Genomic DNA, 16,720 nt, shown 5'->3' with positions numbered 1-16,720 from the left:
CGGCTAGCAGATTCCGTCCGCACGCAAGGATTTCAGCACGTCACGGCTCGCTTCCAAGGTACGGTCGATGTCGGCCTCGGTGTGCACGGCGCTGATGTGGTTGCGTTTCAGGCTCATCGGCAGCATCAGGAAGCCAGATTCGGTCATCCTGCGGTGAAAACCGACATACGCGTCGTGGTTGTTGGCGAGCAGGTCGCGATAGCCGCGGACCGGTCCGTCGAGGAAGTACATCGCGAAGACCCCGCCGAATCCGCTGACGTTGACGGCGATGTCGAGCTCGGCCGCGATGCCGGCGAGACCGGTGCGTACGCGCTCACCGAGCTGGTGCGTACGCTGGTAGAAGTCCGGATTTTCGCGCAGGTAGGTCATTGTGGCGATGGCGGCGGCCGCGCACACTGGATGGCCGTTGTACGTGCCGGCCAGCAGCACGTCGCCGCCGGCCGAGCTGAAGTGGCGCATCAGGCGCTCCGGGCCGGCGACGCCGGCGATCGGATAGCCGTTGGCCATCGCCTTGCCAAACGTCGTCAGGTCAGGCCGGATGCCGCAGACTTCCTGATAGCCGCCTGGCGCGTGCCGGAATCCGGTGATCACCTCGTCGAAAACCAGCAGTGCGCCGTTTTCGTCGGTGAGTTTTCGCAGTCCTTGCACGAATTCCTGTGTCGGCACGCACGCGCCGATGTTGTGCGGGATCGGCTCAAGGATCACCGCGGCGATCTGTTCCGGATATCGCTGGAAAAGCTCGGCGACCGAGTCGAGGTCGTTGAACTCGGCGATCAGCGTCGCGTCCAGCGCGTCGGGTAGGATGCCGGCGGAGAGCGGATCCGGGCCGTACGCACGCTCCGGCGTGGAGATCACGTTGCGCGCCACCGCATCCTGCCAGCCGTGGAACCCACCCTGGAATTTCAGCATGAATCGGCGGCCGGTGACCGTGCGGCACAGCCGTACGGCCTGCGAGACGGCCTCGCTGCCGCTGGTCGCCGCGATCATCTGCTCGGCGCTCGGGATCATCTCGGTCACCAGCTCGGCCAGCCGGATCTCCAGGTCGCTGACGCCGAGGCCCATCAGGTCAGCGCCGTCGAGCGCGGCACGTACGGCGTCCTGCACGACCGGCGCGTTGTGGCCGAGCATGATCGCGCCGAAAGCGGCGTGATAGTCCAGATAACGCTGTCCGTCCGCATCCGTGACGTACGCACCGGCCGCCTCGGTGAAGGCGTACGGTTCGCCGACGAATCTGGTGGCCGAGTTGACCCCGCCGGGGATCACCCGGCTGGCCGCCTCGTGCCGCCGTCGTCCCTCCGGTTTTTCCCCCGCACCGCTTGCGTTCGCTCGCATCAACCCGTCCCGCCCCTGATGTGGAATCGCGTTCCAGGCCGTGGACGCTATGCGCCGCGGCATTTCATGTCAACGGCGGCTGGCGACTGGTCCGACAGGGACTTGACAGCGAGGCCGGCTCGGCTGAACATGGTCCGCCATGGAATCTGGTTCCACGTCCGACGCCGACGGCGCTGACCAGCGGGTCGGCGTGTTGGTGGTCGGTGCCGGCGGGATCGCCGAGCAACACCTTGCCGCGCTTCACAAACGCGGCGACGGCGAGTTGGTCGGGATCGTCGACGCCGTGGCCGAGCGCGCGCAAACGGCCGCGCGAGCACACGGCGGCGTACGGTGGAGCACCACGCTCTCGGACGCACTTTCGTGGCCAGGTGTGGACGGCGTCATCATCTGTACGCCAAACCACACACATTCGGATTTGGCACTGGAAATCGCCGCGGCCGGAAAACACGTGCTGGTGGAGAAACCACTGGCGACCAACGCCACCGATGCGCGAAAAGTCGTTGACGCGTACGAGGAAGCCGGTGTGACGCTGACGGCCGCGCACACGCATCGGTTCTATGACTACGGCCGAGCGGTGAAGCGGGCGATCGACGCCGGAGCGATCGGCCGGCCGAGCCTGGTGCGGCTGTCGATCCTCGGCGGTTGGATCTGGCCGGACTGGCGCGGCTGGATGCTCGATCCGGCGCGCAGCGGCGGACACGCGTTGCACAACGGCGTGCACCTGCTGGATTTGGTGACATGGTGGATCGGGCAGCGGCCGGTCAGTGTTTTCGCTCGCGGCCAACGGCCGACGAGTCCGGAGCTGGACATCTTCGACCACCTGGAAATGGTGGTGCGTTATGACGACGGCGCCGTTGCGGTCTGCGAGATGAGCCGCGGTCATCGGCCGGCGGCGTTTGGCCAGCGTGACGTTGTGGTGCAGGGAAACGGCGGCCTGCTCACGCTGCCGTGGGACGCCGAAGCCAGTGTGGTCGTCGACGAACGCGGCCCCGGCCTGCTCGCGACAGCTGGCACGGACGGTTTCGCCGCGCAGCTGGACGCGTGGTTTTCGGCCGTACGCGGTGAGAAGCCGGCAGTGTCCGGATTGGACGGTCTGCTCGCGGTGGCGATGGGGGAGGCGGCCGAGCGCTCGATCTCGCTCGGCGCACCGGTGTCGCTCGAGGAGGTGACCCGATGAGGACGTTGCGCGTCTTGCTGGCCGGATTCGCGGGCTTCGGCGACCAGGACCATCAGACGCAGATGTATGCGCCAGCCTTCGAAAGACACGACGGCTTCACCGTCGTCGCCGCGACCGGATCCGTTGCCGCCGCCAAAGAACTCGGCGTGCGCCACGTCGACGATCTCGCCAGCGCGTTGGACGAATGCGACGTGGTCAGCGTGTGTACGCGGCCGGACGATCGATTGGCCACGCTGAAAGAGGTGCTGGCCGCCGGAAAGCACGCGTTGGTGGACAAACCAATGGCGTTGTCAGCGGCGGATGCGGAGGCAATCGCGACCGCCGCCGCCGATGCCGGTGTTGCTTGTCTTCCGGCCCACCATCTGCGTTTTCATCCGGCTGTACGATCGGCCGCCGCTGCGGTCGCGGCGGGTCGGATCGGACTGCCGTGGAACGTCCAGGCCGATTTCCTTGCCGCCGGCGGCACTCCGTGTCCGGATGGCGAACTGGTCAACTTTGCGGTGTATCCATTGGATGTCGTCACCGCGATCACCGGTTTGGCGGTGCGTGACGTGTTTGTCACCTCCGGTAGGGGCGATGTCACCGTGCTCAGCCTTGGTTATGAGCGCGGCCTCAACGCGACTGTGACGATCGGTCGTGGCCCGCGGCTCGCCGGTGGCTCCGGCATCGGCCTGCACCGCTATCGGATCAGCGGCTCACACGGCACGTTGACCGTCGACACCGCGAAACCAGGATTTACCTTACGAACCCAGGACGAATGGCAGACCGGCTGGGTCGGCCAGTCCACAGTGGACAGCCTGGTCGGCGAGCTGCATCAGGCCATCACGACAGGCCGGCGAGCGCTCGGACCGGCCGACGGCGTGGCGGTTGCGTCGGTGCTGGAAGCGGCGGTCCGTTCGTCGCGCAACGGTCGGGTGGAAAGGGTTGCTTCGTGAAGCTGTTGACGTACGTGCGTGCCGGCACGGTCCGCCACGGCCGGCTGGCCGACGGCGACAAGGTCGTGGAGCTTGGCGACGGTGACCTGGCCGCTCTGCTGGAAAAAGCGGAGACGCCAGCGGACGGACCCGCGTACGCACTGTCCGATGTGGACATCGTGGCGCCGCTCCTGCGGCCGGGCAAGCTGCTCGCGGTCGCGGCCAACTACCAGGAGCACGTCACCGAGGCGGGTGCGGCGCCGCTGGTGAAGAAAACGTTGGCACCGCGGCTGTTTCTCAAGCCACCGACCGCGATCATAGGTCCTGGCGACGCGATCACGTTGCCGGAGGTGAGCTCGCAGGTCGACTGGGAAGCGGAGTTGGCCGTCGTGATCGGCCGCCGAGCCAAGGATGTCGACGTCAGTGCCGCGCTGGACATCGTCGCCGGATATGCGGTTTCCAATGACGTGTCCGCGCGTTCGATGGACTACGGCTACGAGCGCGAGTCCGGTGACGCGGCGGTCGGTTTTTTCGACTGGCTGGCCGGGAAATGGCTGGACGGCTTCGCGCCGATGGGGCCGTATCTGGTCACCGCCGACGAAGTGCCGGACCCACAGGACCTGCCGATCGAGCTGCGGGTCAACGATGTCGTACGCCAGCGCGGATCCACCGCGCAGATGATTTTCAGCGTCGCCGAACTGGTCGCCTTCGCGTCCCGGCTGATGACGCTCGAACCGGGGGACGTGCTGCTCACCGGGACCCCGTCCGGGGTCGGCGTGGCCAGCGGGGACTTTCTGGCCGCCGGCGACGAGATCGCCATCTCGATCGGCGGCCTCGGTGTCCTCACCAACAAAGTTGTCGGACGGGGACGGTAAAGCGCAACTGCGCGGAGGAGAACGACGTGAGACGACGGTTGCTGGCCAGGCTGGCCGCGGTGGGGACGGCCACCGCACTGATGGCAGGCGTGGCCGCCTGCTCCGACCCCACCAACGGCGGGACGAGCGGTCAGGGAGGCGGCTCGGACCTCAGCGTTTACCTTTACCAGAAACCCAAACGGTTCAGTCCGCTGGACTCCTTCGCCGGCGCCGAAGGCCAGGTCATGTCGTTGGTCTTCGACAACCTGGTCAGCGTCAACGCCGCCTACCAGTACGAGCCGCGGCTGGCGCAGTCATGGGACATCTCGCCGGACAGCAAGACCTACACTTTCCACCTGCGCAAGGGACTCAAGTGGAGCGACGGTAAGCCGCTCACCTCCGCCGACGTGCTGTTCAGCTATCAGCTGCTGGCCAACCCGGCAGTCAGCGACGGCATGGCCGGCCGGCTGGCCGACGTCGTCGGGGTCAAGGATTTCACCTCAGGTAAGGCAAAGACGATCGCCGGCTTCTCCGCGCCGGATCCCGACACCTTCGTGGTGAAGCTCAACAGCGCCAACCGCGGCCTGCTCTCCAACATCGCCGGCGGCACGTACGCGTTCATCGTGCCGCAGCACGTGCTCGGCAACGTCCCGATCGACAAGATCAAGGACGACCCGTTCTGGAACAAACCGACGGTCGGCGCCGGTCCGTACACCTTCGTGCAGTATCGCACCGACCAGTACGTCGAGGTCGTACGTAACCCCAACTTCCGCCAGCCGGCCTCGATCAACCGGATATTCCTGAAAACCGTCACCTCGGACGTTGCCACCGCGCAGTTGGGGACCGGCGAGCTGACGCTCGCGCAGGTGGCCGCGACCGACGCGAAGACCGTGCAGGGGATGTCGGGGTTGACGACCGTATCGCAGAAAGGCGGCAACGGTTTCGTCCGCGTCGCCGTGAACCAGACGCAGCAGCGGTTCAGGGACCCGCGTGTGCGCCAGGCGATGTTGTACGCGCTGGACCGCAAACAGTTCGTGCAGAAGTCGCTCGGCGGCTATGGCTTGGTGCCGAACACCTCGCTGATGGGGAAGTTCGTCCCGTCGGGGATCGACGACTACGCGTACAACCCGGCCAAGGCCAAGGCTTTGCTCGCCGCCGCGCACTGGGACTCGTCGAAGCCGGTGACGCTGGCCTGGATCCCGGGCACCCGCGACCGCGACGATTTCGTGACGCTGGCGCAAAGCCAGCTCAACGCGGTCGGCATCAAGGTGGTGCCGAAGCAGGTGCAGGCCGCTGAGCTCGGCCAGATCCAGGACAAGGCCACCTTCGACCTGACCCTGTTCGGCGGCGGTCTGTACACAGTGGACGGTTCGTCGGTGGCGCCGATCCTGTCGTGCAAGGCGATCCCGCTCAAGGCCGGCAACATCTCGCGGTTCTGCGATCCGAAGATCGACGCGTTGCTCGACCAGGCCGTCGCGGAGCCTGACGACGCCAAGCGGCTCGGCATCTACCAGCAGGTGGCCAGGTTGGACAACCAGGAAAGCTCGTATCTGTGGGCCTACAGCCCGGACACGATCTGGGCTTACAACAAGAAACTGACCGGTTTTACCGGACACGGCAACTTCACGCTGGTGTTCTGGAACGCCTACCAGTGGAAGCTCAGCGGCTGACATGGTCGCGTACGTCATCCGCCGGCTGCTGGTCAACGTCCTGGTGTTCTTCGGCCTGAGCGTGGGAATCTTCGCGCTGGTCCGGGCCGCGCCAGGCGATCCGGTGCTGGTCATGATCGACCCGACCCAGGCACAGGGCGCCGGACCTGGTTTCCTGGCCATGAAAAGACACGAGCTCGGTCTCGACCAGCCGTTGCCGCTGCAGTATTTTTCCTGGCTGCGCCGAGCCGTGACCGGTGACCTCGGAGTGTCGTACGTCAGCCACCGCGGGGTGGCTGACGTGCTCACCGAGCGGCTCGGGCCGACGGTTTTGTTGATGGGGACGGCATTGGCCATCGGCATCATCCTCGGAGCGCTGGTCGGCACGATCGCGGCCGTACGCCGTAACAGCGCGGTCGACTACACGGCGGCCGTGCTCAGCATGGCCACCGTGTCGGTGCCGAGCTTCTTCGTCGGCATCGCCGCGATCTACGTTTTCTCGTTGAATCTGCGGATTCTTCCGTCAGCTGGCATGAGCACCCCAGGGGGTGGCGGTGGTGCGGACATCCTGCGACATCTGGTGCTGCCGGCCACCATCCTCGGCCTGTCGGTCGCCGGTCCGATGGTGCGTTACGTACGTGGTGGCCTGATCGGTGAGCTCAACGCCGACTATGTCCGCACCGCGGTCGCCAAAGGCGCGTCGCCGTGGCGCGTGGTTTTCCGGCACGCGCTGCGAAACACGTTGATTCCGCTGATCACCATCGTGATGATCTACATTCCGCAGCTGCTGGGAGGAGCGGTGGTGATCGAGCAGATCTTCTCGTGGCCCGGCATGGGCCAGCTGGTGGTCAGTTCGGTGGCCGCGCTGGACTATCCGGTCGTCGTCGGATTCGCGCTCTACATCGGCGTGCTGGTCCTGTTGTGCAACCTGCTGGCCGACGTGCTTTACGCCGTCGCCGATCCACGGGTCCGGCTCTCATGACGGCGCTGGACGTGCCACCGCCGGCGACGCGGGTCGAGGCACCGGCGCCGGTGTCGCGACGGTCGCCGGCACGGCTGGCGATCCGCCGGTTCCTGCGCAACCGGTTGGCGGTCGCCGGCGCGGTCGTGCTCCTGCTCATCGTCCTTTTGGCATTGTTCGCACCGATCGTGACGTCGTACGACCCGAACTCCGTTGATCTGTACGCTTTCCGGCAGGCGCCATCGGCTTCGCACCTGCTCGGCACCGATTCCTCCGGCCGCGACGTGTTCACGCGCCTGCTCCACGCCGGTCGCGTGTCGCTGACCGTTGGGCTGGTCGCAGCGCTCCTCGCGGTCGTGCTCGGCCTGGTTTTCGGTGCTCTGGCTGGTCTTCTCGGCAGCTGGGTGGACACGGCGGTGATGCGGGTGACCGACATCGTGCTGTCATTTCCGTCCATCGTCGTGGTCGTGGTGCTCGCCGGCATCCTCGGTCCGAGCGTACCGATGCTCATTGTCGTGCTGGCGCTGACAAACTGGCCGACCTCCTGCCGGATGGTCCGTGGCTTGGTGCTGAGCCTGCGAGAACAGGAGTTCATCCACGCGGCACGCGCGGCCGGCGCGCGTACCGGCTGGATCCTGGTCCGGCATCTGGTGCCGGCCGTCGTCTCGCAGCTAAGCGTGGTGGCGACGCTGCTGGTCGCGACGAGCGTCCTTTCCGAGGCGGCCTTGTCGTTCCTGGGGCTCGGTGTGCAGGCACCGCAGGCGAGTTGGGGGAGCATGCTCAACGACGCGCAGAACCTGACGCTGATCCAGACCATGCCGTGGCTGTGGATTCCACCGGGCATCGCGATCGCGCTGACCGTGCTTGCCGTCAACTTCGTCGGCGACGGTCTGCGCGACGCGGTCGATCCGCGCGCCGGCGCGGAGGTGAGATGATGGCCGCGTTGCTGGAGATCGAGGATCTGATCGTCGAGTTCGGCACCGAGGAAGGTGTCGTACGCGCCGTGGACGGCGTCACGTTTTCTGTGCAGGCTGGCGAAATCGTCGGAGTGGTCGGCGAGTCGGGTTCTGGCAAGAGCGTCACGGCGATGTCGGTGCTCGGCCTCATCCGGCCGCCGGGCCGCACGGTCGGCGGCCGGATCGCCTTTCGCGGCACGGATCTTCGTGCGCTGCCGGCGCGGCAGTTGCGGCGGATCCGCGGCGGCGACATCGCGATGATCTTCCAGGATCCGATGACCGCGCTGAATCCGGTCGTGGCGGTCGGCCGGCAGATAGTGGAGGCTTTGCGGCTGCATCAACCGGAGCTGAGCGGCGCGGCTGCTGCGAAACGTGCGGTCGAGCTTCTCACGCTCGTCGGCGTCCCGGACCCGGAGAGCCGGTTTCGTCAGGCGCCGCACGAATATTCCGGTGGCATGCGGCAGCGCGCGATGATCGCGATGGCGATCGCCAACGATCCGGCGCTGCTGATCGCCGACGAGCCGACCACCGCGTTGGACGTGACGATCCAGGCGCAGGTGCTCGACCTGCTGAGAAAAGCGCAGAAGGAAACGCGGAGCGCGACGATCCTGATCACTCACGACCTCGGCGTGATCGCCGAGCTCGCCGACCGTGTGGTGGTGATGTATGCCGGCCAGGTCGTCGAGCAGGGGGACGTGCGGACGATTTTCGACGCGCCGCGGCATCCGTACACGGTCGGGCTGATGCGCAGCCGGCCGCGGCTGGACGAGCCGATCGGCGCGCTGCGGCCGATTCCTGGCAGTCCGCCGAACCCTCTGCACCGGCCGGCCGGCTGTCCGTTCCAGCCGCGCTGTGAACATTCACGCGATCGCACCGAATGTGTCGAACAGCGGCCGGTGCTGCGCGATGTCGTGGCCGGCCATGCGAGCGCGTGTCATTTCGCCGAGGAACTGGAGGCGGCGGGAAAGGTGCTGAAATGACCGTGTCCGTGGACAACGAGGAGATCCTGAAGGTCAGCGGCCTGGTCAAGCACCTGCCGATCCGGTCCGGCGTGCTGCGCCGGCAGACCGGCGCGGTCCGTGCCGTCGACGGCGTCGATTTCACCGTACGGCGCGGGGAAACGTTGGGTCTGGTGGGTGAGTCCGGCTGCGGCAAGACGACGACCGGCCGGCTGGTCGTACGGTTGCTGAAACCGACCGCCGGAAAGGTCGAGTTTCTCGGCACGGACCTGGCCGGACTGACCGAGGCGGCGCTTCGGCCGTGGCGGTCCAAGGTGCAGATCATGTTCCAGGACCCGTATTCCTCGCTCTCGCCGCGGATGACGGTGCACGACATCGTCGCCGAACCGCTGCGGATCCAGCGCCGCTATCACCGCGACCGGGTCGGCGAGCTGCTTGAGCTGGTCGGGCTTTCCCCTGACCACACCAATCGTTACGCACACGAGTTTTCCGGCGGCCAGCGACAGCGCATCGGCCTGGCCAGAGCGCTGGCGCTCGACCCCGAGTTGCTGGTGTTGGACGAGCCGGTGTCCGCCTTGGACGTGTCGATCCAGGCTCAGGTGGTCAACCAGCTGGCCGAGCTGCAGGACCGCCTGCGGCTCGGATTTCTGTTCATCTCACACGATCTGTCGGTCATCCGGCACATCAGCCACCGGGTCGCGGTGATGTATCTCGGCCGTATCGTGGAAATCGGCACGCGCGCCGAGGTTTTCGAGCAGGCCACCCATCCGTACACGCAGGCGCTGCTGTCGGCGGTGCCGGTGTCGCACCCGGACCAGCGCGGCAGCCGCGAGCGCCTGGTGCTGGCCGGAGACGTGCCGAGTCCGGCGAACCCGCCGTCCGGTTGCCGTTTCCGCACGCGCTGTCCGAAGGCGGCGGCGATCTGCGCCGAACAGGAGCCGGAGCTGACCGACCGGCTCGGCGTCGGTCATCCGAGCGCGTGTCATTTTCCTGAGCTGGCGCCGTGATCGCCGACCTGCTGATCACCGGCGGTCAGGTGATCGACGGCACCGGTGCGACGGCGTACCAGGCGAGCGTCGCCGTCGCCGGTGACCGGATCGTCGCCATCGGATCGTTGGACGGCGTGCGGGCGGCACGCACGTACGACGCCTCCGGTCTGGTTGTGTGTCCCGGATTCGTGGACATCCACACGCATTCCGACCTGAGCCTGCTGTCAAACCCTGGCGCGCTGAGCAAAATCCGGCAGGGGGTCACCACCGAGGTCATCGGCAACTGTGGACTCGGCGTGACGCCGCTTCCGTCCACTGTGGACATCGCGGCGCTGCGCACGGCGGTCGGCTATCTCGACCTCGACCCGGCGATCGACTGGACCTGGCCGGATCTGGCCGGATACCTTGATGTGCTGAGGAAGGCCCGGCCTGTCGTCAATGTCGTGCCGCTCGCGGCGCACATTCCGCTGCGGGCGGCCACGGTCGGCTTCGACGAGCGCCCCGCGACCGCCGAGGAGCTCGAGCGGATGTGTGCGTTGCTGGAGGCCGAGTTCGACGCGGGCGCCGTCGGTCTGTCGACAGGTTTGGTGTACGCGCCGGCGGCGTACGCCGATGACGACGAACTGGCCGCACTCGGTCGGGTCGTGGCGTCGCGAGACGGTCTTTTCAGCTGGCACATGCGTGACTATGCGGACGAGCTGCTCGATTCGGTGGCACAGGCGGTCCGGATCGGCCGGCTGACCGGATGCCGGACGCAGCTGTCCCATCTTGTCGCGGTCGGCCAACGAAACTGGGGGAGCGTCCAGCAAGCGCTGGAGCTGATCGACGAGGCGCGCCGCGACGGCGTGGACGTGGCGGTCGACGTTTATCCGTACACCGCCGGAAACGCGAGCCTGTTCCAGCTGATCCCGGGGTGGGCTCAGCGCGGCGGTGGTGAGCGGATGCTGGCCAGGCTGCGAGATCCCGCCGTACGTGAGCGGATCAGGGCGGAGTCGGCCAGCGCGCCGGTCGGCTGGGACGAGATCACCGTCAACAGCGTCGGCGGTGACGGCTCCGGTGTCGTCGGTCGTACGATTGCCGATCTGGCCGGACAACGAGATGGTGCCGAGGTCGTCATGGATCTGCTGCTGGAACACGAAAACGCGGTGACGATGGTCGCCGGGGGACGCAGTGAGAACGACGTCCTCGCCGCGTTGAGCCATCCGGCGACCGTGATCGGGTCGGACGGCTTCGCGCTGGACCCGGACGGTCCGACCGGTCGCGGCATGCCGCATCCGCGGTCGTACGGCTGCTATCCGCGGCTGCTCGGCCGCTATGCCGGCAAAATCGGTCTGGTGGAGGCGATCGCGAAATGCACCAGCAGGCCGGCGGCGCGCGTCGGCCTGACCGACCGCGGCAGGATCGCCACCGGCTGGCTCGCCGACCTGGTTGTGTTCGATCAGGAGCAGGTGTGCGACCAGGCGACTTTCCAGGATCCACAACGGTTTCCGGTGGGGATCAGGTTGGTCGTCGCCAACGGCGAGATCGTCGTCGACGAGACGGGAGGCGCGTGATGGCGCGTACCGCGAAGATCAAACCCGCGACGGCGGTGGACGACGCACGGCCTGCGTCGGCGAACTATCACGCGCACGCGTTGGCGCGCGGCCTGGCATTGCTGGAAATGCTGGCCGAGGGTCCGCAACCGTTGACCTTGCTGGAGTTCTACCAGCGCACCGGCCTGCCGAAGAGCACGCTGGTCCGGTTGCTCGCGGTCCTCGCCGAGATGGAGTTCGTCGTACGCGTGGACGAACGGCCGGCGTTCCGGCTCGGACACAAGGTGCAGATGCTGTCCACCGCGTACGTCGCCGAGCTCGACGTGTCGGTGGTCGCCGGGCCGTATCTGCGCGAGCTGGCGCAGGCGAGCGGCCAGACCGCGAATCTTGGTCTGCTGGACCGCGATCAGGTGTTGCACGTGTGCGTGGAGGAGCCGGACCGGCCGATCCGGTTCACCGCCACGACCGGCTCGCGCGACGCGACTTACTGCACTGCGCTGGGAAAGATGCTGCTGGCTGGCGTGCCGGCCGACCGGATCGCGGCGCACGTTGAGAAACCTCCGTTTCCGCGCCGCACCGACCACACGATCACCACACTCGCGGAGTTGAGACGCGAGCTGCGGCGTACGGCCGAGCAGGGATATGCCTTTGACGACAACGAAGGCAGCGTCGGCCTGCGCTGCCTGGCTGTGCCGATCGCGGTGGACGGCGAGCCGGTCGCCGCGGTCAGCGTGTCCGGTCCGTCCGGCGAGGTGCAGCCGGATCGCCTGCGACCTTATCTCGACCAGTTGCGCGCGGCCGCCGACGCGCTGTCCGGCGACCCGGATGTGGTCGCCGCGCTGCGAAAACTGCACCGGTCCCTGTCACCGACCCGCGGAGGCGCCGCGTGATCGACGTCCACACTCATTGCCTGCTCAGCGAGCACTGGGGTTGCGAGTGGCACGACCACTGGCAGCCGGTCTACGGCCATCCGTATCCGGACATCGACCCGGACGAATACGACCGTGCCATGAAGCCGGTGCAGGTGGCCTTCGTCTTCGGTCTGCGCGCCACCGCTGCCGGGGTCGCGACGCCGAACGATTTCGTGGAGAAATTCTGTGCTCGTACCAAAACCGAGACCATCGGTTTCATGTCACTCGACCCGACCGACCCGGACGTGCTAGAACAACTCGCCGACGGTGTGGCACGGGGACTGCGTGGCATCAAGCTCTATCCGGTGCTGGCGTTGTTTGACCCCCGAGATCCCGCGTACGATCCGTTTTACCAGGCGGCCAAGGAAAACGGCTTGGTCGTGCTGTGGCACATGGGAGCCACGCCAAGCCCGGCCGGCGACCTGTCGGTGAGCAATCCCCTGGTGGTCGACGAGGTGGCGCGGCGGCATCCGGAGCTGACCCAGATCATCGCGCACCTCGGCCATCCGTGGCAACGTGAGACAATCGTAACGTTGCGGAAGAATCCCCGAGTTTTCGCCGACGTATCCGCCGCCTGGGCCCGTCCGTACGACGGCTTCGCGGCGCTCGTGCGCGCACAGGAGTGGGACGTGGTGCCGAAACTCCTGTTCGGCTCCGACTATCCACTATGGACACCGGCAGCCGCGATGGACGGACTTCGCGAGCTGGCCACCATGAACCAACCGGGACTCCCCGGGATTCGCACCGAAACCGTCGAACACCTCCTAGACAGCGACCCCCGCGAATTGCTCGGTCTCCGCTGAGACAATGTCTCGATTTGATGTCTTGTCAAACATGTATTACGCAGCCAGCCCGCCTCACCCGCATTATCAGCCACACGAGTCACACCAGCACCGCCCCAGCTACCGCGCGATGTTCGCAAGGCCCCCATGCGTGCGTCAGACGCACGTAGGGAGGCCTTGCTACCAAAACAACAACCGGCAAGACAGACATTTAACGCTACAGCACGATCGCTTGGCATTCATCCCGACGGGTCGCTTCCCATAGGTGACCGAGCAAGCCCAGAAAACCCAGCCCCGCCCGCAAACGCGCAGCCGCAGCCCCATGCACACCGATTGGCGGCCACGCGCCCCCTCCCTCGAGGTCGCCCTCCGCGCAGGAGCGACCGCCGCGTAGGCGAAAAACCCCAACCACCCCCTGACGCGCCAAACAGAAGACCCAACAACCCCTGACGCGACAAACAGAAAACCTAACAACCCCGGACGCGACAAACAGACGACCCAACCATCTCCCCAACGCGCCAAGCAGAAAACCCAACATCACGTGACGCAACAAGCCCAGCGCCGCACCCATCTCCCCAACGCGCAAAGCACAAAACCCACCACTTCACCCAACGCAACAAACCGGCGCCGCAACCACCTCCCCACGCGACAAACAGAAACCTCACCATCCACCCAACGCGCGGAGATGAAACCCAACCACCTCCCGCCACCCCGAGAAACCAAAAAACCGAGAAACCGAAACATTGACATGGAACGCTGTTGCGGGTCTGCTCTGTGCAGGCATATTGTTCTCGACGGCGGGAGAGGTTCCATGAGGAGCCGTGGAATTCTGGCAGCGATGGCGGTTGTGACGGCGACAGCGCTGATGCCGGCACCAGCTGACGCGGCGGTCGGCGACCCCGGTCGGGCGGATGTCGTCGTGGCCACCGCACCGGCTGGCCAGGACGCGTTTTTCCCTGACATCGCCAAGCTTCCGTCCGGCCGGTTGATCGCCGCCTATCGCGCCGGAAAGGCGCACACCGGTCAGGACGGTCGGATTTTCCTGACCGGCAGCGAGGACGGCGGCCGGAGCTGGTCGGCGCCGGTGATCGCGGTGGACACGCCGGTCGACGATCGCGACCCGAAGCTTTCGGTGCGGCCGGACGGCGAGATCCTGCTGTCGTTCTTCGAGACCGACTGGACCCGGCCGGGCCAGCGTCCGCTCGGCACGTTTGTCGTGCGGTCGCGTGACGGTGGAGTTTCCTGGACGGAGCCGGTGAAAGTCGGCACCGCGATGGCGTGGGCCGCGGCGCACGGACCGGTGGTCGCACTTCGCGACGGCACGTTGCTCGCACCGCTTTATGGCGCGTACGGCACGGAAGCCGCGACGACGGCGACCGTTGTACGCAGCACGGACGGCGGCCGCACCTGGCCGGCGGCCAGTGAGGCGGTCATCGCGGCCGGTGCCGGCGGGATCGGTTTCCAGGAGCCGACATTGGCGGTGCTGCGTAACGGCGAGGTGATCGCTTTCATCCGCAGCAACGAAGCGCGAGTCGGTTACCTGTCGCGCAGTCGAGATGGTGGCCGGACCTGGTCGGCGGCGCAACGCACCACCATTCCGGCCTCCTCACACCACGTCCTGCCGATCACCAGCGGCGCGATTTTCCTGACGTACGGCGACATCTCCGGCCGTTTCGCGCCGGGACGTCCGACCGTCGGCCGGATCGTCCTCGCGCCGTCGCTGGACTGGGACCGGCAGCCATCGCACGACACGTTGCTTTACGATGCCGGAGTGCACGGTGCGCCGACCTCCGACCAGGCAAACCCGTCCAGCGTGGAAATCCGGCCAGGACGCTTCCTGACCGTCACGTCCGATCCCTACACCTCGCAGATCGTCGGCGTGTTTTCCAACCTGACCGACTATCTACCGAATCGTTAGGCCGGCCAGCGATCCTTCTTCGCGCCAGTCGCGGAGCAGGTTGAGGAAGGCGACCGCGCCGCGTCCGTAGGACGCGGCGCGCGCCGTCGTCGGCGACGGTTGTCCCTCGTTGTTGTAATAGCCTGGGGTGCACTCGGTGAGGAATGCGCGCCGCAGCTCGGAAAGCTCGACGATGGCGCGGACCCACTCCTGCTCGGCAGCCGGATCCGCCTCGACCGTACGACCGCCGCGCCTGGCCGCCTCGGTCAGCACGTAGGCCAGATGCTCGGCCTGTTCGGCCAGCATGTGTGGAAAGTTTGGCGTGAGGCCGGACTGCATGACGCTCACGACGAAGAGGTTGGGGAACCCGCTCACGTAGAATCCGTGCAGAGTCGAGGGACCGTCGCGCCATCTGTCCGTGAGCGTGACGCCGTCCCTGCCGACGACCTCGAAGCCGACGCGTCGCGTGAATGCCGTCCCGACCTCGAAACCGGTGGCATAGATGAGCAGGTCGAGCTCGATCTCGCGGCCGTCCACCACGACTCCGCGCTCGGTGATCCGGTCGACGCCTTTTCCGTTGGTGTCGACCAGTTCCACGTTCGGCCGGTTGAAGGTGTCCAGGTATTCGTCGTGGAAACACGGCCGCTTGCAGAACTGGTTGTAGTACGGCTTGAGCGCCTCGGCGGTGCGCGGATCGCCGACGATGGCGTCGACCCGTGCGCGGATCTGTTCCATCTTCCGGAAATCGGCCAGCTGCACGAGCTCGCTGGCGTCGGTGTCGCCATCGCGTGAGGCTTTGGACCTGAGCACCAGCAGATTGCGGATGATGTCGGTCCAGCCGTCGCCGACCAGATCCTCTTCCGCTGGCTGACCGTTGACCAAGGCGTTGAAGTTTTCCATCCGGTGCCGCTGCCAGCCTGGTCGCAGACCGGCGACCCAGTCGGGATCGGTCGGCCGGTTGGCGCGTACGTCGATCGACGACGGTGTGCGTTGGAAGACGTACAGTTTCTCCGCGGCAGCACCGAGATGCGGCACGCTCTGCACGGCGGTGGCGCCGGTGCCGATGATGCCGACCCGCTTGCCGGCGAGCCCTGGGAGGCCGTCGGCGGTGCTGCCGGTGTACGCGTAATCCCAGCGACTGGTGTGAAAACTGTGGCCGGCGAAGTCCTCGATGCCTGGCACGCCAGGAAGCTTTGGCCGGTGCAATGGTCCACCGGCGGTGATCACGTAACGGGCGCGGATGCGGTCGCCACGACTGGTGCGGACAAGCCAGCGCTCGTCGGCGTCGTCCCACCGCATGCCGACGACCTCGGTCTGGAACAGCGCGCGCTCGTACAGCCCGAAGTGCCGACCGATCTGCTTGCTGTACGCCAGGATGTCGGCGCCCTTGGCATACTTCTCGGCCGGCATGTAACCGGTTTCCTCCAACAGCGGCAGGTAAATGTAGGACTCGATGTCACACGCCGCGCCGGGATAACGGTTCCAGTACCAGGTGCCGCCGAAATCGCCGCCTTTCTCGACGATCCAGACGTCGTCCAGGCCGGCCTCGCGCAACCGAGCCGCCGCGAGCAGGCCACCGAAGCCGCCACCGACCACGACGACTTCGGCAGTGGTGCTCAACGGCTCGCGCGTGATCGGTTCGGCATACGGATCGTCGAGGTAGTGACCGAACGTGCCGGTCGGCTCCACGTACTGGTCGTTGCCGTCGGCGCGCAGCCGTTTGTCGCGCTCCGCGCGGTACTTCTCGCGCAGCGCGGCAGGATCGAAGCCGAGATCCGCGGTCATTCACCAGCCCTTTTTAGAATCC

General features: G+C 66.6%; 14 protein-coding genes. 12 read left to right on the top strand and 2 right to left on the bottom strand.

Annotated features, from left to right (window positions below):
• Window positions 1–3 precede the first annotated feature (3 nt).
• A complete protein-coding gene (locus GNX95_RS08930; protein ID WP_163506643.1) occupies window positions 4–1,332 on the bottom strand; it encodes an aspartate aminotransferase family protein in 1,329 nt (442 codons plus the stop codon).
• Window positions 1,333–1,471: 139 nt separating this feature from the next.
• On the opposite strand from GNX95_RS08930, the gene GNX95_RS08925 reads away from it, so the two are divergent.
• From GNX95_RS08925 to GNX95_RS08870, 12 genes are all read left to right on the top strand, one after another.
• Window positions 1,472–2,509, top strand: a complete 1,038-nt coding sequence (locus GNX95_RS08925; protein ID WP_163506642.1) for a Gfo/Idh/MocA family protein — start codon at window positions 1,472–1,474, stop codon at window positions 2,507–2,509.
• Window positions 2,506–3,444 (top strand): Gfo/Idh/MocA family protein, encoded by a 939-nt coding sequence (locus GNX95_RS42435; protein ID WP_163506641.1) that lies wholly within the window; start codon window positions 2,506–2,508, stop codon window positions 3,442–3,444. Before GNX95_RS08925 ends, GNX95_RS42435 begins: the two co-directional genes overlap by 4 nt.
• The gene (locus GNX95_RS08915) at window positions 3,441–4,298 is read left to right on the top strand and encodes a fumarylacetoacetate hydrolase family protein (protein WP_222853467.1); all 858 of its coding nucleotides are present in this window, start codon (window positions 3,441–3,443) and stop codon (window positions 4,296–4,298) included. Before GNX95_RS42435 ends, GNX95_RS08915 begins: the two co-directional genes overlap by 4 nt.
• Window positions 4,299–4,324: 26 nt before the next feature.
• The gene (locus GNX95_RS08910) at window positions 4,325–5,947 is read left to right on the top strand and encodes an ABC transporter substrate-binding protein (protein WP_163506639.1); all 1,623 of its coding nucleotides are present in this window, start codon (window positions 4,325–4,327) and stop codon (window positions 5,945–5,947) included.
• 1 nt (window position 5,948) lies between these two features.
• A complete protein-coding gene (locus tag GNX95_RS08905; protein ID WP_163506638.1) occupies window positions 5,949–6,908 on the top strand; it encodes an ABC transporter permease in 960 nt (319 codons plus the stop codon).
• Complete coding sequence (opp4C, locus tag GNX95_RS08900) at window positions 6,905–7,822, top strand: oligopeptide ABC transporter permease (RefSeq protein ID WP_163506637.1); 918 nt, start codon at window positions 6,905–6,907, stop codon at window positions 7,820–7,822. Before GNX95_RS08905 ends, opp4C begins: the two co-directional genes overlap by 4 nt.
• On the top strand, window positions 7,819–8,823 hold the full coding sequence (locus GNX95_RS08895; protein ID WP_246281548.1) for an ABC transporter ATP-binding protein: 1,005 nt from the start codon (window positions 7,819–7,821) through the stop codon (window positions 8,821–8,823). The genes opp4C and GNX95_RS08895 overlap by 4 nt, the downstream gene beginning before the upstream one ends.
• Window positions 8,820–9,809, top strand: a complete 990-nt coding sequence (locus GNX95_RS08890; RefSeq protein ID WP_163506636.1) for an ABC transporter ATP-binding protein — start codon at window positions 8,820–8,822, stop codon at window positions 9,807–9,809. Before GNX95_RS08895 ends, GNX95_RS08890 begins: the two co-directional genes overlap by 4 nt.
• The gene (locus tag GNX95_RS08885; protein ID WP_163506635.1) at window positions 9,806–11,344 is read left to right on the top strand and encodes an N-acyl-D-amino-acid deacylase family protein; all 1,539 of its coding nucleotides are present in this window, start codon (window positions 9,806–9,808) and stop codon (window positions 11,342–11,344) included. The genes GNX95_RS08890 and GNX95_RS08885 overlap by 4 nt, the downstream gene beginning before the upstream one ends.
• Window positions 11,344–12,213 (top strand): IclR family transcriptional regulator, encoded by an 870-nt coding sequence (locus GNX95_RS08880; RefSeq protein WP_163506634.1) that lies wholly within the window; start codon window positions 11,344–11,346, stop codon window positions 12,211–12,213. Before GNX95_RS08885 ends, GNX95_RS08880 begins: the two co-directional genes overlap by 1 nt.
• Window positions 12,210–13,037: an amidohydrolase family protein gene (locus GNX95_RS08875; protein WP_163506633.1), complete on the top strand. Its 828-nt coding sequence runs from the start codon at window positions 12,210–12,212 to the stop codon at window positions 13,035–13,037. The genes GNX95_RS08880 and GNX95_RS08875 overlap by 4 nt, the downstream gene beginning before the upstream one ends.
• A gap of 817 nt (window positions 13,038–13,854) precedes the next feature.
• The gene (locus GNX95_RS08870) at window positions 13,855–14,934 is read left to right on the top strand and encodes a sialidase family protein (protein ID WP_163506632.1); all 1,080 of its coding nucleotides are present in this window, start codon (window positions 13,855–13,857) and stop codon (window positions 14,932–14,934) included.
• Here GNX95_RS08870 and GNX95_RS08865 read toward each other — a convergent pair.
• Entirely contained in the window at window positions 14,920–16,698 is a 1,779-nt protein-coding gene (locus tag GNX95_RS08865; protein WP_163506631.1) for a flavin-containing monooxygenase, read from the bottom strand. The genes GNX95_RS08870 and GNX95_RS08865 overlap by 15 nt on opposite strands.
• Between the last annotated feature and the right edge of the window lie 22 nt (window positions 16,699–16,720).

It is taken from the genome of Fodinicola acaciae, from assembly GCF_010993745.1.
Taxonomy (GTDB): domain Bacteria; phylum Actinomycetota; class Actinomycetes; order Mycobacteriales; family HKI-0501; genus Fodinicola; species Fodinicola acaciae.
The sequence above is the reverse complement of the archived record's forward strand: the minus strand, read 5'-3'. Positions and strand labels throughout refer to the sequence as shown.